Origin of the sequence: Streptomyces sp. NBC_00876, assembly GCF_045207435.1 — a bacterium.
Lineage (GTDB): Bacteria > Actinomycetota > Actinomycetes > Streptomycetales > Streptomycetaceae > Streptomyces.
Genome location: NZ_CP108800.1, coordinates 4,657,074 through 4,679,936 on the forward strand (window position 1 = coordinate 4,657,074; position 22,863 = coordinate 4,679,936).

At 70.9% G+C, this 22,863-nt stretch carries 24 protein-coding genes and 2 pseudogenes; 11 read left to right on the plus strand and 15 right to left on the minus strand.

The features are described 5' to 3' along the window. Window positions 1-3 precede the first annotated feature (3 nt). Window positions 4-936, plus strand: coding sequence for a LysR family transcriptional regulator (locus OG782_RS20365; RefSeq protein WP_406452951.1), 933 nt, complete (start codon window positions 4-6; stop codon window positions 934-936). A 106-nt stretch (window positions 937-1,042) separates the two neighbouring features. Here the strand turns inward: OG782_RS20365 and OG782_RS20370 are convergent. The 5 genes and pseudogenes from OG782_RS20370 to OG782_RS20390 all read right to left on the minus strand — a co-directional run. Beyond that, window positions 1,043-1,510 (minus strand): annotated as a pseudogene (locus OG782_RS20370) (MFS transporter); the annotation flags it as partial. A gap of 92 nt (window positions 1,511-1,602) precedes the next feature. After that, a pseudogene (locus tag OG782_RS20375) lies at window positions 1,603-1,797 on the minus strand (hypothetical protein); the annotation flags it as partial. Window positions 1,798-1,823: 26 nt separating this feature from the next. Beyond that, window positions 1,824-2,732, minus strand: coding sequence for an aminoglycoside phosphotransferase family protein (locus OG782_RS20380; protein ID WP_406452953.1), 909 nt, complete (start codon window positions 2,730-2,732; stop codon window positions 1,824-1,826). Between the two features lie 91 nt (window positions 2,733-2,823). Further along, window positions 2,824-3,477 (minus strand): class I SAM-dependent DNA methyltransferase, encoded by a 654-nt coding sequence (locus OG782_RS20385; protein ID WP_406452955.1) that lies wholly within the window; start codon window positions 3,475-3,477, stop codon window positions 2,824-2,826. Between the two features lie 202 nt (window positions 3,478-3,679). Then, window positions 3,680-4,183: an NUDIX domain-containing protein gene (locus OG782_RS20390; protein WP_406452957.1), complete on the minus strand. Its 504-nt coding sequence runs from the start codon at window positions 4,181-4,183 to the stop codon at window positions 3,680-3,682. Window positions 4,184-4,335: 152 nt separating this feature from the next. Between OG782_RS20390 and OG782_RS20395 the strand changes: the two genes are divergently transcribed. The 3 genes from OG782_RS20395 to OG782_RS20405 all read left to right on the plus strand — a co-directional run bounded on the left by OG782_RS20395 (window position 4,336) and on the right by OG782_RS20405 (window position 5,918). After that, window positions 4,336-4,791 (plus strand): helix-turn-helix domain-containing protein, encoded by a 456-nt coding sequence (locus OG782_RS20395; protein ID WP_406452959.1) that lies wholly within the window; start codon window positions 4,336-4,338, stop codon window positions 4,789-4,791. A gap of 27 nt (window positions 4,792-4,818) precedes the next feature. Then, window positions 4,819-5,463: a hypothetical protein gene (locus OG782_RS20400; protein ID WP_406452961.1), complete on the plus strand. Its 645-nt coding sequence runs from the start codon at window positions 4,819-4,821 to the stop codon at window positions 5,461-5,463. A 116-nt stretch (window positions 5,464-5,579) separates the two neighbouring features. Beyond that, on the plus strand, window positions 5,580-5,918 hold the full coding sequence (locus tag OG782_RS20405; protein ID WP_406452963.1) for a DUF2516 family protein: 339 nt from the start codon (window positions 5,580-5,582) through the stop codon (window positions 5,916-5,918). Here the strand turns inward: OG782_RS20405 and OG782_RS20410 are convergent. The 3 genes from OG782_RS20410 to OG782_RS20420 all read right to left on the minus strand — a co-directional run bounded on the left by OG782_RS20410 (window position 5,900) and on the right by OG782_RS20420 (window position 9,683). After that, the gene (locus OG782_RS20410; protein ID WP_406452965.1) at window positions 5,900-7,243 is read right to left on the minus strand and encodes a PP2C family protein-serine/threonine phosphatase; all 1,344 of its coding nucleotides are present in this window, start codon (window positions 7,241-7,243) and stop codon (window positions 5,900-5,902) included. The genes OG782_RS20405 and OG782_RS20410 overlap by 19 nt on opposite strands. A 293-nt stretch (window positions 7,244-7,536) precedes the next feature. Then, window positions 7,537-8,601: a C40 family peptidase gene (locus OG782_RS20415; protein ID WP_406452967.1), complete on the minus strand. Its 1,065-nt coding sequence runs from the start codon at window positions 8,599-8,601 to the stop codon at window positions 7,537-7,539. 305 nt (window positions 8,602-8,906) lie between these two features. Beyond that, window positions 8,907-9,683, minus strand: a complete 777-nt coding sequence (locus OG782_RS20420; RefSeq protein WP_406452969.1) for a class I SAM-dependent methyltransferase — start codon at window positions 9,681-9,683, stop codon at window positions 8,907-8,909. Window positions 9,684-9,889: 206 nt separating this feature from the next. Between OG782_RS20420 and mshA the strand changes: the two genes are divergently transcribed. From mshA to OG782_RS20435, 3 genes are all read left to right on the plus strand, one after another. After that, window positions 9,890-11,254, plus strand: coding sequence for a D-inositol-3-phosphate glycosyltransferase (gene mshA / locus OG782_RS20425; protein WP_406452971.1), 1,365 nt, complete (start codon window positions 9,890-9,892; stop codon window positions 11,252-11,254). A gap of 250 nt (window positions 11,255-11,504) precedes the next feature. Continuing rightward, the gene (locus OG782_RS20430; protein WP_406452973.1) at window positions 11,505-12,059 is read left to right on the plus strand and encodes a YbjN domain-containing protein; all 555 of its coding nucleotides are present in this window, start codon (window positions 11,505-11,507) and stop codon (window positions 12,057-12,059) included. Window positions 12,060-12,203: 144 nt separating this feature from the next. Then, window positions 12,204-13,916: a glycosyl hydrolase family 28-related protein gene (locus OG782_RS20435; RefSeq protein ID WP_406452975.1), complete on the plus strand. Its 1,713-nt coding sequence runs from the start codon at window positions 12,204-12,206 to the stop codon at window positions 13,914-13,916. 28 nt (window positions 13,917-13,944) lie between these two features. Here OG782_RS20435 and OG782_RS20440 read toward each other — a convergent pair whose 3' ends face one another. After that, window positions 13,945-14,955, minus strand: a complete 1,011-nt coding sequence (locus OG782_RS20440; protein WP_406452977.1) for a phosphotransferase family protein — start codon at window positions 14,953-14,955, stop codon at window positions 13,945-13,947. A gap of 244 nt (window positions 14,956-15,199) precedes the next feature. Between OG782_RS20440 and OG782_RS20445 the strand changes: the two genes are divergently transcribed. After that, the gene (locus OG782_RS20445; RefSeq protein ID WP_406452979.1) at window positions 15,200-15,994 is read left to right on the plus strand and encodes a hypothetical protein; all 795 of its coding nucleotides are present in this window, start codon (window positions 15,200-15,202) and stop codon (window positions 15,992-15,994) included. A 39-nt stretch (window positions 15,995-16,033) separates the two neighbouring features. On the opposite strand, the gene OG782_RS20450 is transcribed toward OG782_RS20445, so the two are convergent. The 4 genes from OG782_RS20450 to OG782_RS20465 all read right to left on the minus strand — a co-directional run bounded on the left by OG782_RS20450 (window position 16,034) and on the right by OG782_RS20465 (window position 17,902). Further along, on the minus strand, window positions 16,034-16,276 hold the full coding sequence (locus OG782_RS20450) for a hypothetical protein (protein ID WP_406452981.1): 243 nt from the start codon (window positions 16,274-16,276) through the stop codon (window positions 16,034-16,036). Continuing rightward, window positions 16,273-16,521, minus strand: coding sequence for a hypothetical protein (locus tag OG782_RS20455; protein WP_406452983.1), 249 nt, complete (start codon window positions 16,519-16,521; stop codon window positions 16,273-16,275). The genes OG782_RS20450 and OG782_RS20455 overlap by 4 nt, the downstream gene beginning before the upstream one ends. A 159-nt stretch (window positions 16,522-16,680) precedes the next feature. Beyond that, window positions 16,681-17,022 carry an XRE family transcriptional regulator gene (locus OG782_RS20460; RefSeq protein ID WP_406452985.1) on the minus strand — a complete coding sequence of 114 codons (342 nt, stop codon included), beginning with the start codon at window positions 17,020-17,022 and terminating at the stop codon, window positions 16,681-16,683. A gap of 121 nt (window positions 17,023-17,143) precedes the next feature. Beyond that, window positions 17,144-17,902, minus strand: a complete 759-nt coding sequence (locus OG782_RS20465) for a phosphoglyceromutase (protein ID WP_406452987.1) — start codon at window positions 17,900-17,902, stop codon at window positions 17,144-17,146. Window positions 17,903-18,110: 208 nt separating this feature from the next. On the opposite strand from OG782_RS20465, the gene OG782_RS20470 reads away from it, so the two are divergent. Then, window positions 18,111-19,442 carry an MDR family MFS transporter gene (locus OG782_RS20470; RefSeq protein ID WP_406452989.1) on the plus strand — a complete coding sequence of 444 codons (1,332 nt, stop codon included), beginning with the start codon at window positions 18,111-18,113 and terminating at the stop codon, window positions 19,440-19,442. Between the two features lie 71 nt (window positions 19,443-19,513). Here the strand turns inward: OG782_RS20470 and OG782_RS20475 are convergent, their stop codons facing one another. Both OG782_RS20475 and phoU read right to left on the minus strand, forming a co-directional pair. Next, the gene (locus tag OG782_RS20475) at window positions 19,514-19,666 is read right to left on the minus strand and encodes a hypothetical protein (protein WP_406452990.1); all 153 of its coding nucleotides are present in this window, start codon (window positions 19,664-19,666) and stop codon (window positions 19,514-19,516) included. Between the two features lie 273 nt (window positions 19,667-19,939). After that, a complete protein-coding gene (gene phoU / locus OG782_RS20480) occupies window positions 19,940-20,617 on the minus strand; it encodes a phosphate signaling complex protein PhoU (RefSeq protein WP_406452992.1) in 678 nt (225 codons plus the stop codon). 198 nt (window positions 20,618-20,815) lie between these two features. Here phoU and OG782_RS20485 point away from each other — a divergent pair, with 198 nt between their 5' ends. Beyond that, the gene (locus OG782_RS20485; protein ID WP_406452994.1) at window positions 20,816-22,090 is read left to right on the plus strand and encodes a sensor histidine kinase; all 1,275 of its coding nucleotides are present in this window, start codon (window positions 20,816-20,818) and stop codon (window positions 22,088-22,090) included. Next, on the plus strand, window positions 22,087-22,767 hold the full coding sequence (locus OG782_RS20490) for a response regulator transcription factor (protein ID WP_073733027.1): 681 nt from the start codon (window positions 22,087-22,089) through the stop codon (window positions 22,765-22,767). The genes OG782_RS20485 and OG782_RS20490 overlap by 4 nt, the downstream gene beginning before the upstream one ends. Window positions 22,768-22,863: the final 96 nt, after the last annotated feature.

Sequence of the window (22,863 nt, forward strand, 5' to 3'; positions counted from 1 at the left end):
GTGATGAATGGGGGATCCGTGGAACTGCGGGACATCGAGATCTTCCTGACCCTGGCGGAGGAACTGCATTTCGGCCGGACCGCGGAGCGGCTGCATCTCTCCCAGGCGCGCGTGAGTCAGTCCATCAGCCGGCAGGAACGCGGCCTGGGCGGAGCCTTGTTCGACCGCAGCACCCGCACCGTGACACTGACACCCCTGGGCCGTCGGCTGCGCGACGATCTCCGCCCCGGCTACGGGCTGATCCGCAAAGCCCTGACCCGGGCGGCGGATAGCGCCCGCGGTTGCTCCGGAGCCGTGCGGCTGGGGGTGATGGGCGTACTGCCCTCCGAACTGACCTGGCTCGTCGATGATTTCGGCGCCCGTCACCCCGACTGCGGCGTGGAGTTCGTGGAGTACCACTTCAGCGATCCGCTCGCCCGGATGCGGGCAGGCGAGGCGGCGGCCCAACTGATGTGGCTCCCGGTGCCCGAGCCCGGACTCCGGGCCGGTCCCGTAGTGCTGACGGAAGGCCGGGTCCTGGCTGTGGCCGCGGGCTCCGACCTGGCGGCACGGGCTCGGGTGTCCCTCGAGGACCTGGCAGGCCGGACCCTTCCGGATCCCGGCACACGTACGCCCGAGGAGTGGTTCCGGGCGATGTGCCCGGAACGGACGCCGGGCGGCCGCCTGGTCCACCGCGGCCCGCAGGCGAGGACCTTCCACGAGGTCCTGGCCCTGGTGGCCACCGGGCGCGTGGTCTGCCCGCTCAACGCCCATGTATCGCGCTATTACGCCTATCCCGGTGTGGCGCTGGTCCCGATCGAGGACGCACCGCTCACCGAATGGGCGCTCGTCCTGCCCGAATCCGCCCCCGCACCGCACGTACAGGCGTTCGTGGAGACGGCCCGCGAACTCGGGGCACGCGAGATCCGGCTGGCCGGTCACCCGGCTTCTGGCTGACGTGTCTGACCTGGCTGATCACTCCGCCGCGGCTGATCACTCCGGCCCGGCCCAGGGCTCAGAGGAATGCGCACGCACAACCACCCTGACCGAAGTACGTGAGTCGTCACGGCCGGGCGGCCGCCCGCCCGCCGAGCAGCGCCGCGCAGGCCCCCGACGTCAGCAGCCCGCCGGCGAGGAAGGCGCCTCTCATATCGGCCAGCGGCAGGACCAGCCCACCGAGCGCGGCGCCCGCAGCGATACCGGCGTTGTAGGAACCGGAGTTCGCCGCGAGGGCGATATCCGTGCGGCCCGGTGCGCAATGCAGCATCGCGTTCTGGGTGGTCATGAACACCGGCCCGAGTGCACCGCCCATCAACAGCAGGAACACCACCGCGGCCACCGGATGGTCACCGGCGGCGTACAGGCCGAGCATGCCCACCGCCTGCGTGCCCACGGCAGTGGTCAGGGCGGCGTGCGGGAAGCGGTCCAGCAGCGCGCCGGTGATGCTCACCCCGGCCAGACACGCCACACCGACGGCCACGAGCAGGGCGCTGACGGTGCCCGGGGAGAACCCGCTCACGTCGCCGAGGAACCAGGCACCCCACCGGGCCGGCCGCTCAGCCGCAACCCAATTCATCTGTCATGTGCAGGTGAACTCCGAGGATCATGCATGGCGTTCGGGAATCACCGGTGTCCCGTCGCATCGACGTCGGCGGGGCCGCCTGGCAGGTGGCGTCGGCGGAGTCGGGTGAAGGCGGTCGGGTTCGGGCGGTGCGGGAGGAGCTTTTTGATGCGCTGGGCGCATTCGCGTGGGCTTGCCGTGGTGGCGTCCCACTCCAGGTCGTAGTCGCCGTGGGCGTGAACCAGGTCGTACTGGTGCCCTTCCTCCTGTGCCAGGAGGCCACTCAACGCGTGGCGGCGTCGGCGAGGATTGCCTGAAGTCGTGCCCGGCATTCGGCGACGAAGGCCGGGAAGGTGTCCCAGTAGTAGGAGATCCCGCTGACGCCCACCGCGACCGCCCAGGCGCGGGCGCGGGTCCAGGTCACCTCGTCGAGGTTCAAGGTGTCCCAGTAAGCCTGTCGCGCCTGTGACGGCAGGTCCCAGACGGTGGAGTGCTCGGCGTCGGGCAAGCCGACCGAGAGCCCTCCGAAGTCGATGACCGCGTGGAGTTTGCCTTCCCGGACCAGGAGATTGGTCGGCTTGAGGTCGCCGTGGAGCCACACATGAGGTCCGGTGGGCTCGGGCAGTGAGAGCGCGGCTCGCCACAACTGTTCCAGAGCGTCGACGTCGAGCTCTGAACCCACGGTGGTCCGACAGTCGTCGAAACACCCACTGATCCATTGGTCGCACGGCCCCAGACCGCCTCCGCGATACCAGCTGAGGCCATCTGCACGGGTCGCTCCCATGAGGTCGATGCGGTGGAGCTCCCTCACGGCCTTCGCGAGGTCGGTTCCGAATGCGGACCAGTCCTGAACGGTGTCGGGGCCGGCCTCGGCACCGTCGATCCAGCGGTAGACCGACCAGACCAATGGGAAGGCGTCGGTGGGCGTCCCGGCGTGGACGGGCTCGGGAATCGGACATGGGAGGAGGGGCGCCAGGCGGGGAAGCCATTCCTGTTCCTTCCGTACGGACCTCCCGTTGTCGGCGGTTCGTGGAAGGCGCACGAGCAGGTCATCGCCCAGTCGGTACATGGTGTTGTCCGTGCCCGCGCCTGCGGGCGACAACGGTAGGGCGGCCCACTCCGGGCACTGCGCTTTCAGCAGTGATCGGACGATCGTCTCGTCGACCGGGATCTCGTTCTCGTGAAGTGCCACGTGGGAAGTCTCATCGCTGGAGGGAACGGGAAGCCAGTGACTTTCCGGCAGCCCTGGCCGTGACCCCCGAAGATGTCGGGGACCGGCGTGGCTAGGGGCTCTCGGGCTGACGGCGTGCGAAGAGGACCGCACCTGGAACGCTCTTGTCGGGGTCGGTCAGCATGTGGGCCTCGACGGTGAACCCGGCATCGCGCAGCCAGGCCGCCACTTGGTCAGGCCGGCGGCGGTGAACGTGGACGTTCATCGGGTGACCACCGTAGCCCTGGGTCTTCAGCCTCGACTCGTCGCCGACGTGAAAGCCGAGCAGCAGTGGTCCGCCGGGACGCAACACGCGCCGGAAGTGGCCGAAGACCGTGGGCACTGCTTCGTCGGGGATGTGGATCAACGACCAGAATGCGAGCAGGCCGGCCACTGAAGCATCGGCGAGGTCGAGGTCCGTCATCGAGCCCACCTCGAACCGCAGGTGAGGGTGGTCACGCCGGGCCACATCGATCATCGCGGGTGAAAGGTCGATGCCGAACGCGTCCACATCCAGCTCGTGCAGGTGAGCGGTCACATGTCCAGGTCCGCAGCCCACGTCCGCCACCGGCCCACCGCCGGCGATGTGGACCAGGTCGGCGAACAGCGCCAGAGCCGCCCGAAGATAGGGCGCCCCGGCCAGAGCCTCACGTAGCTGGTCGGCATAACTGACCGCGACCGTGTCGTAGGAGGTCCGGGTGTCTGCCAACCAGCGGTCCGCGTTCATGGCTCGACAGATTAGTGCAGTGATCAGGATGACGAATCGGATCGACTGAGGACAACTGCGAATCAGACCAGGTCACTTGATGTGGAGGCCAGATCCTTCGAGACGGGACGCGCCGGATACGCATCGTTGTGCTGATGTGTTCCGTGCTTGTTGCAGGCAAGTTGGCCGCAAGCAGGCACCCCGGCCCGAGAAGCCGGCAAGTTCAGGACCGCGCGGTCCGGAACGCGAGGTACCGGCTGAAGGCTTCGTGACTGTCGGGGGTGAAGCGCCACTCCGGCAAGGCCGACCGCAGCTCCGGCTCGGTCAGCCAGCCATGCCAGGCGACCTCATCAGGATCGGGGACCACGGCGTCCGGCACCACGGCTTCATGCACGCCGAGCCAGTGAGGGCTCAAACCGCTGCGGTTGAGGAATGTGAACAGCAAGCGCGGCAGCACACGAATGCCCAGCTCTTCGGCCAGCTCCCGCGCGGCGGCCTGTTCGTAGGACTCGCCGACACCCACGGCGCCACCGACCACGGCCTCGTAGCGCCCGGGGAAGCGCGACAGCTGCTCCGACCGCCGGTGAACGAGGACCCGCCCACGCGCATCACGACACACCGTCACGGCGACCCGATGCAGCCAGCCCTCCCGGATGGCCCGCCGGCGGCTGACCGCCACCCCAAGTACACGATCTTGATCGTCGACACGCTCCACCGGTTCGTCCACGACGCACACCCTGGCAGAGCCCACCGACAGCGAGGCCGGACGCGGATGAGGGCACCTGTCGCACTCCGGCTCACTGGCCCACGCGAGTGGTTCGGAACACTTTTGCAAGCGTCTGCTTGCAAAAGTTAGCGCCAGGGGTCCACCATCGAGGCATGGCATCACTCAACGTCGGCAATCTCGGCGAGTACCTGCGCGAGCAGCGCCGTACCGCGCAGCTGTCCCTGCGGCAGCTCGCGGATGCCGCCGGGGTGTCCAATCCCTATCTCAGCCAGATCGAGCGCGGGCTGCGCAAGCCCAGCGCCGAGGTGTTGCAGCAGGTCGCCAAGGCGCTGCGGATCTCCGCCGAGACCCTGTACGTACGGGCCGGGATTCTGGACGAGCGGGAGCGGGAGGAGCTGGAGACGCGGGCGGTGATCCTTGCCGATCCGTCGATCAATGAGCGGCAGAAGAGCGTGCTGCTCCAGATCTACGCCTCCTTCCGCAAGGAGAACGGGTTCGAGGACGAGCCCGGGGACGAGGAGGGGAGTGCGTCCGTTGCGGATGCGCCCCTCAGTGACGACGGCAGTGCTGCCGATACAGCTTCCAAGCCTTCAAAACCCTCACACTGAGTCTGATGATCCGGGAGGACCACAGTCATGGCCATCACCGATGACCTGCGTAAGACCCTCACCGACCCGACCCCCCTCTACTTCGCCGCCGGTACGGCCGATCTCGCCGTGCAGCAGGCCCGGAAGGTTCCGGCCCTGATCGAGCAGCTGCGGGCCGAGGCGCCGGAGCGTATCGAGGCCGTGCGCAACACCGACCCCAAGGCCGTGCAGGAGAAGGTCGCCGGCCAGGCCAAGGAGGCGCAGGCCACCCTCTCCGCCAAGGTCACCGAGGTGATCGGGGCGTTCGACACCGACCTGAAGAAGCTGGGCGAGAGCGCCCAGGACCTGGCGCTGCGCGGCGTCGGCGTGGCCGCGGAGTACGCGGTCAGGGCCCGCGAGACGTACGAGAAGGTCGCCGAGCGCGGCGAGCAGACCGTGCGGACGTGGCGGGGCGAGACGGCCGAGGAGATCGTCGAGATCGCCGTGGTCGTCGAGCCGCGCAAGGAGTCGAAGCCGGAGAGCAAGGCCGCGCCCGCTCCCGCCAAGCCGGCGCCCGCCAAGCCCGCACCCGTCAAGCCCGCGCCCGCCGCCAAGAGCGTCAAGGCCGAGGCCAAGCCGTCACCCGCGCCCGCCAAGAAGGCGCCCGCGCGCAAGCCCGTCGCCAAGAAGGCCACGCCGCCCACCGCCAAGTAGGCGCGATGTCCGGCAGGTGTGCCGGGAGGACGGGCGGGCACCTTTCGGGGTGTCCCGGTCGTTGTCCCGGTACCTTGGCCGCGAGGCGCTCATCCACTCATTAGGCGGTGCACATCATGTTGCTCGAAGGCTTCAATTCATTCCTCGGGCTGATCTACACGGCCATGCTCGTCCTCGCCGTGGTCGCCCTGGTCATGGCCGCGATCGCCCGCGAGGACGCCTACCGCGCCGCGGACAAGCAGAAGAAGTCCTTCTGGCTGATCATCCTCGGCATCGCGGTCGTGGTGAACCTCTGGGTGCCCATGCTCTTCGTGCAGCTCGCCGGGCTGGTCGCGTCCATCGTGTTCTTCGTGGATGTACGGCCCGCCCTCAAGGCCGTCTCGGGCGGCGGCGGTGGCCGCCGCGGCGGATCGAGCAGCGACGGGCCGTACGGGCCCTACAACGGCGGGCGTTGAGCGCCCGCGGGTGAGACCTGACCGGGGCGGGGGCGCGGGATGCTCCGGCCCCGGGCGCCGTTGCGGTCCCGGCGGCGGACGGTGTCCTGGTCGCGGTCGAGCAGCAGGACCGCGACGTCGTCGGTCAGCTCGCCGCCGTTCAGTTCCCGGACGTGGGTGACCGCCGCGTCCAGGAGGTCCTCGCCGGCCAGGCCCTCGGTCAGCTGCCGGTTGATCATCGCGACCATGCCGTCCTGGCCGAGGCGCTGCGTGCCGTTGCCGACGCGGCCCTCGATCAGCCCGTCCGTGTACATCATCAGGCTCCAGGAGCCGCCCAGTTCGACCTGTCTGCGCGGCCAGCGTGCGCGCGGCAGCAGGCCGAGGGCCGGGCCGCCGTCCTCGTACGGAAGCAGACGCGCCGCCCGCCCCTTCCGGGCGATCAGCGGTGCGGGGTGGCCCGCCAGGCACAGGCCCGCGCGGCGGCCGTCGGGGGAGATGTCGACGGTGCAGAGCGTCGCGAAGATCTCCTCGCTCTCCCGCTCGTGCTCCAGGACCTGCTGGAGCGTGGAGAGCAGTTCGTCGCCGCACAGGCCGGCGAGCGTCAACGCCCGCCATGCGATGCGCAGTTCGACGCCGAGCGCCGCCTCGTCCGGACCGTGGCCGCAGACGTCGCCGATCATCGCGTGGACCGTGCCGTCGGGCGTGCGGACCGTGTCGTAGAAGTCCCCGCCCAGCAGCGCGCGGCTGCGGCCTGGGCGGTAGCGGGCGGCGAAGCGCAGATCGGAGCCGTCGAGCAGCGGGGTGGGGAGCAGCCCGCGCTCCAGGCGGGCGTTCTCCTGGGCACGCAGCCGGGACTCGGTGAGCTGGTGCTGCGCCACGTCGGCGCGTTTGCGCTCGACGGCGTAGCGGATGGCGCGGCTGAGGAGCCTGCCGTCGAGCTCGCCGCGGAAGAGGTAGTCCTGCGCGCCCACCCGTACGGCGTCGGCGGCCAGCTCGGCGTCGTCCTCAGCGGTGAGGGCGAGTACGGCGTGCCGGGGAGCGATCCGCAGCACGTGCTCGAGGGTGGCGAGCCTGTCCTCCTGCGCGCCCCGGTCGCCGCGCGTCTCGGTGCCGGAGGGCAGTGCCAGGTCCAGCAGGATGCAGTCCACGTCGTCCGTGAGGAGCCGGCCCGCCTCGGTCAGGTTGCGGGCGGCGCGGATACGGACGCGGGCGCCGGCCGCGGCGGAGAGCTCCGGGACGCTGATGGTGCCCGCCGGGTCGTCCTCGATCACCAGGAGGGTGAGGTCGGCGCCATAGCTGGTCTCCGCAGCGGGAACGGAACGCTGCTGCGGTACGGGTACGGGCATCGGTTCTGGTTTCCTTCCCTCCCCCCGAGGGCGCGGCGGAACGACGATCGACGACCCGCCAGACGGGGACCATAGCGGTACGGGATGCGGGAACGGAATGGCGCACGGCACCCGGCCTCCGGCATATGCACCGCCATAAGCCGCGTCAGGTCACGGATCCGGCGTGATGGGCCCGCCGGGAGCCGCCCGGGACGGCATGACAAAGGTCACGCCCGCTGTCCGGCCCGGCGTGGCGCCGCTCACGCCGGGGCCCGGTAGCGGGGGAGTGGCGGGAGTGGCGCGAGCGCTCCGCCCTACTTGTCCGGGCGGACGACCCCGAGGATCTCCATCGAGCCCGCTCCCGCGAGCGTGACGTTGCGGCCGGGGCGCGGGGCGTGCACGATCGCGCCGTCGCCGATGTACATCCCGACGTGGCTGGCGTCGCTGTGGTAGATGATCAGGTCGCCGGGGCGCATGTCCTTGATCGCGATGTGCGGCAACTGCCGCCACTGCTCCTGCGAGGTGCGCGGGATCGGCCGTCCCGCCGCCGCCCACGCCTGGGACGTCAGCCCCGAGCAGTCGTACGACTTGGGGCCCTCCGCCCCCCATTCGTACGGCAGCCCGATCTTGGCCGTCGCGAAGGCCACCGCCTTCTTGCCGCTCGGGCTCGCCTTGCGGTTGATCTCCTTCAGGGCGCCGGAGCCCAGCCAGGCGGTCTGCGACTTGTACTCCGCCTCCTGCTCCAGCTGGAGGAGCCGGGCCCGTTCCTTCTTCTCCAGCTGGGACTCGAGCTTCTTCGCCGCCGCGATCTGCGCGTTGATCTTCTTCTTGGCCTTGGCCTGCTTGACGCGATTGGCTTCGAGCTTCGTCCAGTTGGTGCTCGCGTCGTGCGTGTACGTCTCCAGGTCCTCCTGGGTCCTGTTCAGTTCGCCCAGGAGTCCCTTGGCGGCCTGCTGGCCCTGGCGGGCCCGGCCGAGGCCGTCGAGGAAGAGCTGCGGGTCGCCGCTGAGCATCAGCCGGGCGCCGGGCGGCAGTCCGGCGTTGCGGTACTGCTCGCGCGCCTGGGCGCCCGCCCGGCTCTTGAGGTCGGCGATCTTCGCCTGGCCCTCGACTATGGCCTGCGCCAGCTTGACGATCTCGCCCGACTGCTTCTTCGCCTGTTCCTCGGCGAGGTTGTACGCGTCCGTCGCGGCCCCCGCCTTGCGGTACAGCGCGTCGATCTCCTCGCGCACCTCTTCGAGGCTCTTCTTCCCCGCCTTCGGGGGTACGGCGGAGGCAGGGGGCGGCTCGGGCGCGGCGAAGGCCTGGACCGGCGCGGCGAGTACGGCCAGCGCGCAGACCAGAGTGATCGCAGCGGCGGCACAGTGGCGTCGGTACACGAGCTCCCCCTCCGAACAGATTGCAACGAATCTGATTTACCGTCAGTAACTTATGGCACCGACGAGATCGTGCCATGCCCTACCGAAAAGCAACAGAGGCAGACACATCTCCATGACCGGTCCGGCCGGCCCTCCCTGTTCTGGGACGAACGATGCCGTGCGGTCGTTCCCGACGGGTCGAGGGTTCCCTCTTGTTCCACGCGTGTTGGGCCACCGCTCGCCTGTTCCCCGCGTGCGCTCCCGCATGCGTTCCCCCGCGCGTTCGCTCGCTCGCGCTCTCCCGTGTGCGTTCCTCGCGTCCCGGGCTACTGCTCGGGCCGCAGCGCGCTCCACTTCACCGTCACTTCGCCCTGGCGCCACCGCCGCACCCCGTCCGCCAGCGGCCAGTCGCCCGACAGGGCGCGTACGGCCGTGATCCAGCGCTGCCTGGCGCCCAGGGAGGCGTACGGTGCCGCGGCGGCCCAGGCCCGGTCGAAGTCGCGCAGGAACGCGTGGACGGGCTCGCCCGGCACATTGCGGTGGATGAGCGCCTTGGGCAGCCGCTCCGCGAGGTCGGACGGCCGGCCGAGGGAGCCGAGCCGGGTCGCGAAGGTCACCGTGCGCGGCCCCTCGGGTCCCAGCGCCACCCAGACGTGGCGGCGCCCGATCTCGTCGCAGGTGCCCTCCACCAGCAGCCCGCCCGGCGCGAGCCGGTCGCACAGCCGCTGCCAGACGGCGGTGACCTCGCCCTCGTCGTACTGGCGCAGCACGTTCGCCGCCCGGATCAGCACCGGCCGTCCGGGCAGCGGGATCTCGAAGCCGCCGTGCCGGAAGGTGAGCCCCTCGCGCTCGTACGGCCGCGCCGCCGCGACCCGCTCCGGGGAGATCTCGATGCCGACCACCTCCGTGCGCGGCTCGGCGGTGCGCAGGCGCTCCAGCAGCTCCACGGCGGTCCAGGGGGCGGCGCCGTACCCGAGGTCGACCGCCACGGGGGCGTCGGCGCGGCGCAGGGCGGGGCCGTGCGTGGCGGCGATCCAGCGGTCCATGCGGCGCAGCCGGTTCGGGTTGGTGGTCCCGCGGGTCGCGGTGCCGATCGGGCGCATGACACAGAGCGTAACGATCCCCGGGAGCGCGGGCTTCCGGCGGCCGCCGTGGCGACGCGCCGGAGCCATACCGTAATGATTTGGCAAAACGGAAATGAAAGGAGGGGTTCCACTGTTCCAGACCTTCGAAGGGACCCTGTGTCCCTTCGGTGCCATGCCCGTGAGCGATTCGGTACCAGTGCCCTGAGTAAGGAGGACCGGACGACGTGAGCCAGTACGTCTCTCGGCTCGGCAGCAGCCGTGTCGCACCGCGTCTCAGGTTCCCCGCCGGTCTCACCGGCTCCTTCCCCGGCAGCCACCGCAAGCCGCGCCGGATCGCGATGCTCTCCGTGCACACCTCCCCGCTGCACCAGCCGGGGACGGGCGACGCGGGCGGTATGAACGTCTACATCGTGGAGCTGGCCAAGCGCCTGGCCGCGATCAACATCGAGGTCGAGATCTTCACCCGCTCCACCACCGGCGCACTGCCGCCGGCCGTGGAGCTGTCGCCCGGCGTCCTGGTCCGGCACGTGGACGCGGGGCCGTACGAGGGTCTGGCCAAGGAAGAGCTGCCCGCCCAGCTCTGCGCCTTCACACACGGTGTGATGCAGGCGTGGGCCGGTCAGCGCCCCGGCTACTACGACCTGGTGCACTCCCACTACTGGCTCTCCGGCCACGTCGGCTGGCTCGCCGCGCAGCGCTGGGGCGTCCCGCTCGTCCACGCCATGCACACCATGGCCAAGGTCAAGAACGCGTCGCTCGCCGCCGGCGACACCCCCGAACCCGCCGCCCGCGTCATCGGGGAGACCCAGATCGTCAGCGCGGCCGACCGGCTGATCGCGAACACCGCCGAGGAGGCGGACGAGCTCGTCCGCTTCTACGAGGCCGATCCGGGCGCTGTCGCCGTCGTCCACCCCGGCGTCAACCTGGAGCGCTTCCGCCCCGCCGACGGCCGGGCCGCCGCCCGCGCCCGCCTGGGGCTGCCGCAGGACGCCCTGATCCCGCTCTTCGCGGGCCGTATCCAGCCGCTGAAGGCCCCGGACGTGCTGCTGCGCGCCGTGGCCGTCCTGCTGGAGCGTGACCCCTCGCTGCGCTCCCGCATCGTCGTCCCCGTGGTGGGCGGCCCGAGCGGCAGCGGCCTGGCCAAGCCGGAGGGGCTGCAGAAGCTGGCGTCCCGGCTCGGTATCGCGGACGTCGTACGGTTCCACCCGCCGGTCGGGCAGGACCAGCTCGCCGACTGGTTCCGGGCCGCGTCCGTGCTGGTCATGCCCTCGTACAGCGAGTCCTTCGGCCTGGTCGCCATCGAGGCCCAGGCGGCCGGCACCCCGGTCGTCGCGGCGGCCGTGGGCGGACTGCCGGTGGCGGTGCGCGACGAGGTCAGCGGTTTCCTGATCCCCGGGCACGACCCGGAGGCGTACGCCCGCGCGCTCGAGCGTTTCGCGGTGGCTCCGGAGCTCGTGGAGCGGATGGGCGGCGCGGCGGCGGCGCACGCGCAGCGCTTCGGCTGGGACACGGCGGCGGCGGCGACCGCGGACGTGTACACCGCGGCCATGCAGGAACACCGGCGGCGGGTGCGGTCGCACCACGGCTGAGACCGTTCCGACGGGGTACGGCCGCCTGCCGCCCGTAAGGCGGGCCGCCTCCCCCGTGCGGCCGCCCGGCCTCCCGTACGGCCGCCTGCCGCCCGTAAGACGGGCCGCCTCCCCCCGTACGCCCACCCGCTGTCCGTGCGGCCGCCCGCCCGCCGTCCGTACGGCCGCCCGCCGTCCGTACGGCCGGCCGCCGTCCGTACGGACGCCTGCCGCTCGTACGGACGCCCGGCCGCTGACGTACGCTCGCTTCATGGCTGACGTACCCGAGGAAGCGGCGACGACGCAGGTCACACCGGTCGCGCAGGTGGCGCAGGGCGCGCAGGTCTCGCAGGTCATCGAGGCGACGTTCGAGGACGCCGGGCTCGACTGGGAGAGCCCCGCACCCGGCAGCTATGTCGTCCAGCTGCCCGGCACCCGCAAGCTCTCCACCACCTGCTCGCTCATCGTCGGCACGCACTCGCTCTCCCTCAACGCCTTCGTCATCCGGCACCCCGACGAGAACGACGCGGCGGTGCACCGCTGGCTGCTGGAGCGCAACCTCCGGCTCTTCGGCGTGAGTTACGCGATCGACTCGCTCGGGGACATCTACCTCGTCGGCAAGCTGCCGCTGTCCGTGGTGACGCCCGGCGAGCTGGACCGGCTGCTCGGCGTGGTGCTGGAGGCCGCCGACGGCGCCTTCAACTCCCTGCTCGAGATCGGTTTCGCGAGCGCGATCCGCAAGGAGTACGCCTGGCGGGTGTCGCGCGGGGAGTCCACGCGGAACCTGGACGCGTTCACACATCTGACCCAGCGCCCCGTCAACTGACGCCTGCCGCCTGACGGTTGCCCGTCCGGATATTCCCTGGTGCGCGACTCTTTCGTCGCGCGCCAGGCTCGTGGCATGCTCACCGCCGACGCACATATGAACATCGTTCACATCCGTGAAACTCATGGAAGGCGGATCGGGCTCATGGCGACTAAAGCGGCGCAGAGGAACTTCAGCAGGCGTGGACTGCTCGGCAGCGCGGTGGCCGTCGCCGCGGCTGCGGCGACGGGAACGCCGGGCGGCGGGACAGCCCTCGCCGCGACCGGCAGCCCCGCGACCGGCAGCCGGCCGCAGCTCACCCCGCTCTGGCGGGAGTTCGCCGCAGCGCCCCTCACCCACCCGCAGATCCCGTTCATCGGCCGGGCCGGCTACCGCGGCGGCTCCGACCTGCCCCGCCGCACCGGCCACGGCTTCACCGCCAACGTCCTGCACTACGGCGCGAAGCCCGACAACTCCGCCGACGCCGCCCCCGCCATCAACCGCGCCATCGCCGACGCCGGCCGGCGCGGCGGCGGCACGGTGATCGTCCCCGAGGGCACGTACCGCATCGACGACATCATCCGCATCGGCCACAGCGACGTCGTGCTGCGCGGCGCGGGCAGCGGACGCACCACGCTGCACGCGACGAAGAACCTGACCGAGCTGATCGGGGTGTACGGCAGCCGGTACGGCGGCGACAAGTCCAGCTGGTCCTGGGCCGGCGGCCTCATCTGGCTCTGCCCCGAGGTCCGTTGGGCATCCCTGACCGATGCCATCAGGGCGAAGGCCTGGCCCTTCGAGGGCTGGACCGGGAACAGGCGCGACGAGTGGCAGACCCTGACCACCGTCGCACCCGCCCGCCTCGGCGACCGCACGATCACCGTCGACGACACCCGGAAGCTGAAGCGCGGCGCACTCGTCCTGCTCCGCCTCGCCGACGACTCCGCCCACACCCTCCTGGAGCACATGGCGGGCGGCGGCCCCGGCCCCGAGGCGTACTACTGGGACGACAAGACGAAGCTGACCTCGTACGTCCCCTACGAATGGCCGGTCCGCATCACCGCCGTGCACGGCCGCCGGGTCACCCTGGAGCGACCGCTGCCGCTCGACGTCCGCCCCGAGTGGGACCCGCGCCTCACCACCCTCGCCACCCCGCTCACCGGCTCGGGCGTCGAGGGGCTCACCCTCGAAGCGGTCGAGACCCCGCAGTCCCCGCACCTGCTCGACAAGGGCTACAACGGCGTCGCGTTCCAGTGCGCGTACGACTGCTGGGCCGACGACATCACCGTCCGCCACGTCGACAACGGCTTCGGCCTCATCGGCGCGTCCGCCTGCACCCTGCGCGGCACAAAGGTCGCCGGCCGCGGCTCGCACCACCCGTACTACTGCCGCGAGGGCAGCCACGACAACCTGATCGAGGACTTCACCATCGAGCAGCGCACCGTCCCGGCGCCCGCCGGAACCCAGCTGCACGGCATCAACGTCGAGGGGCTGTCCAGCTACAACGTCTGGTCGCGCGGCGTGATGGAGATGGGCACCTTCGACTCGCACCGCGGGATGCCGTTCGCCGACGTCCGCACCGACATCACCGTGAACAACAACGGGCGCCACGGCGGCGACGCGAGCGCCGGACCACTGTTCGGCGCCCGCTTCACCCACTGGAACATCCGCGTCACCAACGGCCGGGCCGGCCTCATGCGGATCGACGGCCTCGCCCCGTACAGCGCGACCGTCGGGGTGAGCGAGGTGACGGAGTCCGACCAGACCGACGTCCCCGACTTCACCGGCGACCTGCACACCCGCCTGGAGGCGTACGGAACACCGGGGGCGGTCCGGCCGGCCAACCTGCACGACGCCCAACGGGCCCTGGGGCACTGAAGAACGGGGGGCGGCGCTGCGGCGGCCCTCAGGCCCGCAGCGCCGACTCCACCTCACCGAGCGCCGCCTCCAGCCGCGGCGCCACCTCGTTCCACGTCCACTCCAGGTCCGCCCCTTCCGTCCCCCGGGGCACGGTCTCCACCAGCATGATCAGGTAGAGGTACGCGCGGTAGAGCGCGAGCCGCAGCCGCACCGACCCGTCGAACTCCACCGGCCCGCCCGGCGCCGACGCCCCGTAACCGGCGAGGAAGTCCTTGTCCTCCGCCATGTCCCCGAACAGCGCGAGCGACACGAAGTCGGCGACCGGGTCGCCCCAGAACATCCGCTCCCCGTCGATGATCCCGCCGATCCGCCGGGCACCCGGCTCACCGGTGACCAGGATGTTGCCCTGCCACAGGTCGAAGTGGACCAGGGCGGGGCGGGTGACGTCGTCCAGGACGTACGAAGCCGCGCCGAGCACCCGGCCGATGTCCGCCGCCGGACGCGGCAGCCGCGCCTCGTACGTCCGCGCGTCGGCCAGCACGGCATCGGTCATCGCGGTGAACGCCGCCCGCCACGTCGGGGCCAACGGGCCCAGTGCCGCGGACGGATAGCCGAATCCGCCCGGCCCCGGGGCGCTGTGCAGCCGGCCGACGATCCGCCCGAGCTCCGTGCGCAGCAGCTGCTCCTCACCGTCGGCCAGGGCGCCGGCCACCTCGTGCCAGGGCTGCCCGGGGCACTCCGTCATGATCACGTACGCGCCCCCGGGGGCGGCAGGGTCGAGCCCGCTGCGCACGACGCCGGGGACGGCGGTCTCCTCGGCGACCTCGGCCGCCGCGGTGTAGAACGTGACCTCGTTGACCAGCAGATCGCGTTCGTACCCGAGACAGCCGGCGGCCGCCGGTGGCGGCGTCTTCACCACCCACCGGCGCCCGTCGGTGAGCGCCACACGGGTCACGGCGTTGTACGTGCCTCCCGCCAGCGGGACGGACGAGGCGACCAGTTCCGGCGCCACCCCCGCCGAACCGAGCACGGCGGACAGGACGGAATCGATCGGCATCAGCGAACCCCCTTCGAGCGGTCACCCCGGGGCGAGTTGCTGCCGTCTGTGCCGAATGCCCAGTTCAGAGCCTTCGCGGGGTGATCACGACGTCGTCACGATCAGGTCCGCTGCCCGTTTGACGGATGCTCAAACCACAGTCGGCTCATAGAGTTGGCAAACCCCCACGACTCTCACCGCCGCGCCGAACCCGGCGCGGCCGCTCTCGTGCGGGCGGAACACCTTGAGACAAGAAGGACGGGCCATGCGACCCACTGCCATACGCCGTACCGCTGTTGCCGCCACCGTGATGTCCCTGGCCCTGCTCACCGCGGCCTGCGGTTCGGACGAGGCGGACAAGGACAACGGCAAGGCGGACTCCTCCGCCTCCGCCGCGCCCGCGGACAAGGGCGGGGACCAGTCCACGGCCAAGGCACTGAGCGCGGCCGAGCTGGAGAAGGCCTCGCTGGCCCAGGGCGACGTCAAGGGTCACAAGATCGCCAAGGCCGGTCCGGCGGACTCGATTTCCGCCGATGACGTGAAGGCGGACAAGGCGGCCTGTGACGTCTTCGGCGACGTCCTGATGGGCGCCAAGACCGGTACGCCCGCCGCGTCCACGCAGCGCAAGGTGGTCAGCGAGCCGAAGAAGGGTGGCGACAAGGAGAGCGAGGACCCGGCGGAGGCGTTCAAGGCGGCCTTCGACATCACGACGACGCTCGCCACGCTCACCACGTACGACGGCAAGGGCGCCGGGGAGACGCTGTCCGGTCTGCGGACCGCCGCCACCGAGTGCGCGTCCGGCTTCACGGTCACGGCGGCCGGAACGAAGCAGAAGATCGTCAAGATCGCGGAGGTGCCGGTCAAGGGCGGCGAGGAGGCCGTCGCCTGGACGGTGACGGTGGAGGCGGACGGCGAGAAGAGCGCGATGAAGCTCATCCAGATCCGCAAGGGCACCACGCTCGCCTCGCTGACCTCGCTCAACCTGGGCGCGTCCGGCGCGGGCGGCGACTTCGACCTGCCGACCGCGGTGATCGACGCACAGGCCGCCAAGCTGGCCTGATCGCGGGCCGGGGCCGACGCGGTGTGGGCCGGGTGAGGTTCACGGCAACGGGACGAGCCGCACCACGGTGACGGTCAGCACGGACCCGGAGACGTAGAAGAGCACGATCGCCCCGGCGACCGTCGCCTCGCGGCGATCGTGCTCACCCTTCACGGCGGACGACCCGTGCCCGTACGGGTCACGCCCCAGCGTCTGCGCCATCTCGTCCCGGAAGGTCTCGCCGTCCCGCATCTTGGCCAGGGTGTCGTCGGCGGGCGGCGCGTAGGAGATCCGGAAGCTCAAGCGACGGTCCGCCTCTCGGCCTCGTCCGCCGCCAGCCGGTCCAGGATGCGCTCGGCCTCCGGATCGGGAACGGCCTCCAGCATCCAGTGCCGCATCACGGCCTGGATCTCGTGCACTCCGGCATCGTTGATGGCGCGGTCGAACTCCTCGCGCCTGACCTCGGGCAGGGCGTCACGGATGGCCGGAATGCTGTTGGGCACCTCGACCTCGGCACCGCCCACAAAGGTCTTCAGGGGCTCACTCATGGTTGCTCTCCCCGCTCTCCCCGCATGCGCCACAGGGTACGACGAGGTGTGGGAGGCGTCACTTGCGGCCGCGCCGTCACCGCTTCATGCGGTGCCGGCCGGCCGGTGGGCGGATGGTGGGGAAAGTCCGGCGGCCGGTTCCCTGCGGCAAGCCGTCGTTCAGCCCAGAACCAGGGATTCGTCGCCGAAATCGGCGACCAGCTTGAGCTGCCCCCCCAGGGCTGCCACATGCGCGGCGAGCGTCTCGACCTCGGACCGGCTGATGGCACCGTTCTCCATGGCCGAGATGCGCCCCTGGGTGACGCCGAGAGTCCTGGCCACTGCTGTCTGCGTCATCTTCTGACGCTTGCGCACCTCGGCGAGCCGATACGCTCGCACCTCCGACAGCATGGCGGCAGTTCGCTGCTCGACCTCCGCTGCCTCCTGGGCGGAGAAGCCGAACTCGTCCTTGAGATCCTCCCAGTTGACGGAGTTGGCTGCCTTCGGCCTACTCGCGTTCATGAGTCCTCATTCCTGGCTGCTCCGGTGTGTGTGATATCGCATGGGTGCGATATCCGCGGGCAGCGAAGAGCCCCCCGCACGCGGATGAACCGCGAGCAGGGGGCTCGATGCGCAGGGGCTGCTACTTCTTGCCCTGGTTCTTCACGGCCTCGATGGCCGCCTTCGCCGCGTCCGGGTCGAGGTACGTGCCGCCCGGCTTCAGCGGGCGGAAGTTCTCGTCCAGTTCGTAGGCGAGCGGGATGCCCGTCGGGATGTTCAGGCCCGCGATGTCGGCGTCGGAGATGCCGTCGAGGTGCTTGACCAGGGCCCGGAGGCTGTTGCCGTGCGCGGCGACCAGGACCGTCTTGCCGTCGAGGAGGTCCGGGACGATGTCGTCGTACCAGTACGGCAGCATGCGGTCGACGACGTCCTTGAGGCACTCCGTGCGCGGGCGCAGCTCCGGCGGGATCGACGCGTAGCGCGGGTCGCCGCTCTGGGAGAACTCGGTGCCGTCCTCGAGGGCGGGCGGCGGGGTGTCGTACGAGCGGCGCCAGAGCATGAACTGCTCCTCGCCGAACTCGGCGAGCGTCTGGGCCTTGTCCTTGCCCTGAAGGGCGCCGTAGTGGCGCTCGTTCAGCCGCCAGGAGCGGTGGACGGGGATCCAGTGGCGGTCCGCGGACTCCAGCGCGAGCTGGGCGGTGCGGATGGCGCGCTTCTGGAGCGAGGTGTGCAGCACATCGGGGAGCAGGCCGGCGTCCTTGAGCAGCTCACCGCCGCGGACCGCCTCCTTCTCGCCCTTCTCGGTGAGGTTGACGTCCACCCATCCGGTGAACAGGTTCTTCGCGTTCCATTCGCTCTCGCCGTGGCGGAGGAGGATCAGCTTGTACGGTGCGTCGGCCATGAGTCCGAGCGTAATCGAACCCGTACGGGCCGCGCGCGCCCGGCCACAGGGCGGACAGGCGGGTGGCGCCGGCGGGGTGGCGACGGGCTCCGATTGACGGGCGGCGTCAATTGAGTGGCAGCTCCAAATCCCCGGTTCGTAATGTTCGGGTGGTCGGCGGACCTCTTACCGCCGGCATCCGATTCCGTACGCCCCGGGGGGAACCCGTATGTCTGTCGCCGGTCTCAGACGGGCCACCCGTGAAACGGTCTCCGGCCTCCCCAGGGAGTTCTGGTGGCTGTGGACCAGCACCCTGGTCAACCGTCTCGGGGCGTTCGTCGCCACGTTCATGGCCCTGTACCTGACCATGGACCGGGGCTACTCGGCCTCGTACGCCGGTCTGGTCGCCGCACTCCACGGGCTCGGCGGGGTCGTCTCCTCGCTCGGGGCCGGGGTGATGACGGACCGGTTCGGGCGGCGGCCCACGATGCTGGTGGCGCAGGTCTCCACCGCCGTGTCGGTGGCCGTGCTCGGTTTCATGGTCCATCCGGTGGCGATCGCCGCCGTCGCCTTCGTCGTCGGCATGGCCAGCAACGCCTCCCGCCCGGCGGTCCAGGCGATGATCGCCGACATCGTCCCGGCCAAGGACCGGGTACGGGCCTTCTCGCTGAACTACTGGGCGATCAACCTGGGTTTCGCGGTCTCGTCGGCCGGGGCCGGGTTCGTCGCCGAGTACAGCTATCTCGCGGGCTTCGTCGGCGAGGCGGTGATGACCCTGGTCTGCGCGGTCGTCGTCTTCATGAAGGTGCCGGAGTCCCGGCCGGCGAAGGTCCCGTCCACCGCCCCGGGCGCCTCCGCCGCCGACGATGCCGTACGGCTCGGCACCGTGCTGCGCGACGGGCGGTTCATGGGCGTCGTCGGGCTGTCGTTCGTGATCGCCCTGATCTTCCAGCAGGGGTACGTGGGGCTGCCGGTGGCCATGGGGGCCGACGGGTTCAGCAGCTCCGACTTCGGTACGGCGGTCGCCGTCAACGGGGTCCTGATCGTGGCGCTGCAGATCCCGGTCACCCGGTTCATCCAGAGCCGCGACCCGCGCCGGCTGCTCATCGTGTCGTCGCTGCTGGCCGGGTACGGATTCGGGCTGACCGCCTTCGCAGGCTCGGTCGGCGTGTACGCGCTGACCATCTGCGTCTGGACCGTCGCCGAGATCGTCAACGCGCCCGTGCAGAACGGCCTGGTCGTCCAGTTGTCACCGGCTCACGGCCGCGGCCGCTACCAGGGCATGTACACCCTGTCGTGGGCGGCCGCGGCGCTCGTCGCCCCGCTGATGTCCGGTGTGGTGATCGACCACTTCGGGGCCGGGTGGCTGTGGGGGACGTGCGCGGTCCTGGGCACCGTGGCCGCGTTCGGCTACTGGCTGCTGATGCGGAACCTGCCGAAGGACGGCGCGACGCCGCCCGCCACGGTCGTGGAGAGCGGACCGGTCATGGACAGCGGACCGGCCGTGGACGGCGCTGTGGCCGGGACCGGTGCGGAGCCCGCCGTCGAGCGGATGGGCTGAGGCAGGGCGTCGGCGGGGGAGTCCCGCGCGGAACGGTCCGCGCGGGACTCCCCTCCGGCGTTCCGCGCCCGTCAGCCGGAGCAGCCGCCGCACTGGCACGGCGCTCCGGACTGGCAGCCGCAGCCGCAGCCCGAGCCGCAGCCGCAGGCGCCGAGGACGGTTTGCCGCGCCACTTCGGCGGCGGGCGTCTCCTGCTGGGGTTCGGTCATGGGGGAATCGGCCATGGTTCCTCCTCAAGGCGTACGACAGGGCCGTACGCCCGCACGGGGCCCACGACCGGAGCGGTACGGACAAGTCGCACCGCCCCACCCCATTGCATGCCCACCCGGACGGGCGCATCAACGGCGCACACGCGCAGGAACATTTGTGCGAGCCGATGCGCCGTCGTGCACCCCCCGCCCCGGGACCCCCGCCCGGGACCCCCACCCCGGACCCCCACCCCGGACCCCCACCCCGGACCCCCACCCGGGACTGCCCTACGAGCCCTGCACGCAGTCCTACGAGCCCTCGACCGGCGCCGGCTGCTGGATCTCGTCCGCGTGCTCACCCGTCACCAGGTAGACGACGCGCTTGGCCACCGACACCGCGTGGTCGGCGAACCGCTCGTAGTAGCGGCCGAGCAGCGTCACGTCGACGGCCGTCTCGATGCCGTGCTTCCAGCGGTCGTCCATCAGGTGCTGGAACAGCGTGCGGTGCAGCAGGTCCATCTCGTCGTCGTCCTGCTCCAGCTGGAGCGCCAGGTCGACGTCCTTGGTGATGATCACCTCGGCGGCCTTCGCCATCAGGCGCTGCGCCAGCTGCCCCATCTCCAGGATGGTGGCGTGCAGGTCGTGCGGGACCGCCGACTGCGGAAAGCGCAGCCGGGCCAGCTTCGCGACGTGCTGGGCGAGGTCGCCGGAGCGCTCCAGGTCGGCGCTCATCCGCAGCGAGGTGACGACGATCCGCAGATCGGTCGCCACCGGCTGCTGGCGCGCCAGCAGGGCGATGGCCCTGGCCTCGAGGTCGTGCTGGAGGTCGTCGACCTTCTGGTCCGCGGCGATCACCGTCTCCGCGAGCTTGAGGTCGGCGTCGAGCATGGACGTCGTCGCCCGGCCGATCGCCGACCCGACGAGCCGGGCCATCTCGACCAGGCCTTCGCCGATCGAGTCGAGTTCCTCGTGGTACGCGTCACGCATGGGATGTCCCTCTCCAGTCCTTAACCGAGGCCGGGGCCAGCTCTGCACCCCACGTTGCCACCGTGACGGCCCTACGCGTCGGGTTCCGACCGGCCAAGTGAACCGGTGCTTGCCCCATGGTGAACTCTGGGCGACGAGTGTTCGGATACGCACTCGGACGGCTGGGAGAGTGTCGCCCCGGCCGCATAACCTGGACACATGGACGTGAACGCGGCGGTCGCCGCAGCTGCAGCGATCGCCGGGGTCTGTACCGGTGTGATCGCCATGCTGGCGTTCCGCTGGAGCGAGCGCGACCAGAAGAAGCCGACGCGTACGTCCCTGCGGCCCGACAGCAATGCCCCCCTGCCCCCCGGAGTGGACACGGTCCTGTCCGTGCTCAGCTCCTCCGCGGTCGTGCTCGACGAGAGCGACAGCGTCGTCAAGGCCAGCTCCGCCGCGTACGCGCTGGGACTGGTCAGGGGAGGCCGCCTCGCCGTCGAGCCGATGCTGAACATGGCCAGGGACACCCGGCGCGACGGCGAGATACGACAGGTCGAGCTGGACCTCCCGCGCCGCGGCACCGGCCGGGGCGAGGCCCTCGCGGTCTCCGCCCGGGTCGCCCCGCTGGGCTCCCGGCTGGTGCTGCTGCTGGTCGAGGACCTCACCGAGGCACGCCGTATCGAAGCGGTACGGCGCGACTTCGTCGCCAACGTCAGCCACGAGCTCAAGACCCCGACCGGCGCGCTGTCCCTGCTCTCGGAGGCCGTCATGGACGCCTCCGACGATCCGGAGGCGGTGGAACGGTTCGCGGGCCGGATGCAGATAGAGGCGACCCGGCTCACCAACCTCGTACAGGAGCTCATCGACCTCTCCCGGGTGCAGAACGACGACCCGCTGGAGGACGCCGAGCCGGTCCGGGTGGACGAGCTGGTCGCCGAGGCCATCGACCGCTGCCGGCAGCAGGCCGGCTCCAAACAGATCACCATGGCCGCCGGCGGCACCGCCGAGCTCCGGATATGGGGCAACCGCGGCCAGCTCGCCGCCGCACTCGGCAACCTCGTCGAGAACGCCGTCAACTACAGCCCCGCCCGCACCCGCGTCGGCATCGCCGTCCGCCGGGTGGCCGTGCCCGGCGGGGACGAGATCGAGATCGCCGTGACCGACCAGGGCTTCGGCATCTCCGAGAAGGACCGGGAACGGGTCTTCGAACGCTTCTACCGCGTAGACCCGGCCCGCTCGCGCGCCACCGGTGGCACCGGCCTCGGCCTCGCCATCGTCAAGCATGTGGCCGCCTCGCACGGCGGGGAGGTCACTGTCTGGAGCTCGGAGGGACAGGGCTCCACCTTCACCCTGCGGCTGCCCGAAGCGGGCTCCGTACGGGAACGGGACCGCACATCAGGCGGACCGCTCATCGTCAACGGCGACGAGGGGCCCTACCCGGCCGCCGCCCCAGACACTCTTGAATCATTCCCTGCCCCGGAGGCTCTTCCGTGACCCGAGTGCTTGTCGTCGAGGATGAGGAATCCTTCAGCGACGTCCTGTCCTACATGCTCCGCAAGGAAGGCTTCGAGGTCGCCATCGCGGCCACGGGACCCGACGGTCTGGACGAGTTCGAGCGCAACGGCGCCGACCTCGTGCTCCTCGACCTGATGCTGCCCGGCCTGCCGGGCACCGAGGTCTGCCGGCAGCTTCGCAGCAAGTCCAACGTTCCCGTGATCATGGTCACGGCCAAGGACAGCGAGATCGACAAGGTAGTCGGCCTGGAGATAGGAGCCGACGACTATGTGACCAAGCCCTTCTCCTCGCGCGAGCTCGTCGCCCGCATCCGCGCGGTGCTCCGCCGCCGTGGGGAGCCGGAGGAGGTCACCCCGGCCGCCCTGGAGGCCGGCCCGGTCCGGATGGACGTGGACCGTCACGTCGTCACGGTCTCCGGCGGCAAGGTCGACCTCCCGCTCAAGGAGTTCGACCTGCTGGAGATGCTGCTGCGCAACGCCGGCCGGGTGCTGACCCGGATGCAGCTGATCGACCGGGTCTGGGGCGCGGACTATGTGGGCGACACGAAGACGCTCGACGTCCACGTGAAGCGCCTGCGCGCCAAGATCGAGCCGGACCCGGGTGCCCCGCGGTTCCTGGTGACGGTGCGGGGTCTGGGGTACAAGTTCGAGCCGTAAACCGGCCTGCCGCCCCGCTCCGGGGCGATACGGCACGCTGAGGCACGCAGGTATGGCTGAGGGCGCCTCCCGGACCGGGAGGCGCCCTCAGCCATA

Coding starts and splice junctions, on each gene's coding strand:
- OG782_RS20485 (WP_406452994.1), top strand. CDS start 20,816: ATGGACGTGAACGCGGCGGTCGCCGCAGCTGCAGCGATCGCCGGGGTC.
- OG782_RS20475 (WP_406452990.1), bottom strand. CDS start 19,666: ATGGCCGATTCCCCCATGACCGAACCCCAGCAGGAGACGCCCGCCGCC.
- OG782_RS20445 (WP_406452979.1), top strand. CDS start 15,200: ATGCGACCCACTGCCATACGCCGTACCGCTGTTGCCGCCACCGTGATG.
- OG782_RS20410 (WP_406452965.1), bottom strand. CDS start 7,243: ATGCCCGTACCCGTACCGCAGCAGCGTTCCGTTCCCGCTGCGGAGACC.
- OG782_RS20430 (WP_406452973.1), top strand. CDS start 11,505: ATGGCTGACGTACCCGAGGAAGCGGCGACGACGCAGGTCACACCGGTC.
- OG782_RS20465 (WP_406452987.1), bottom strand. CDS start 17,902: ATGGCCGACGCACCGTACAAGCTGATCCTCCTCCGCCACGGCGAGAGC.
- OG782_RS20400 (WP_406452961.1), top strand. CDS start 4,819: ATGGCCATCACCGATGACCTGCGTAAGACCCTCACCGACCCGACCCCC.
- OG782_RS20435 (WP_406452975.1), top strand. CDS start 12,204: ATGGCGACTAAAGCGGCGCAGAGGAACTTCAGCAGGCGTGGACTGCTC.
- OG782_RS20420 (WP_406452969.1), bottom strand. CDS start 9,683: ATGCGCCCGATCGGCACCGCGACCCGCGGGACCACCAACCCGAACCGG.
- OG782_RS20460 (WP_406452985.1), bottom strand. CDS start 17,022: ATGAACGCGAGTAGGCCGAAGGCAGCCAACTCCGTCAACTGGGAGGAT.
- OG782_RS20405 (WP_406452963.1), top strand. CDS start 5,580: ATGTTGCTCGAAGGCTTCAATTCATTCCTCGGGCTGATCTACACGGCC.
- OG782_RS20470 (WP_406452989.1), top strand. CDS start 18,111: ATGTCTGTCGCCGGTCTCAGACGGGCCACCCGTGAAACGGTCTCCGGC.
- OG782_RS20455 (WP_406452983.1), bottom strand. CDS start 16,521: ATGAGTGAGCCCCTGAAGACCTTTGTGGGCGGTGCCGAGGTCGAGGTG.
- OG782_RS20385 (WP_406452955.1), bottom strand. CDS start 3,477: ATGAACGCGGACCGCTGGTTGGCAGACACCCGGACCTCCTACGACACG.
- OG782_RS20395 (WP_406452959.1), top strand. CDS start 4,336: ATGGCATCACTCAACGTCGGCAATCTCGGCGAGTACCTGCGCGAGCAG.
- OG782_RS20440 (WP_406452977.1), bottom strand. CDS start 14,955: ATGCCGATCGATTCCGTCCTGTCCGCCGTGCTCGGTTCGGCGGGGGTG.
- OG782_RS20365 (WP_406452951.1), top strand. CDS start 4: ATGAATGGGGGATCCGTGGAACTGCGGGACATCGAGATCTTCCTGACC.
- phoU (WP_406452992.1), bottom strand. CDS start 20,617: ATGCGTGACGCGTACCACGAGGAACTCGACTCGATCGGCGAAGGCCTG.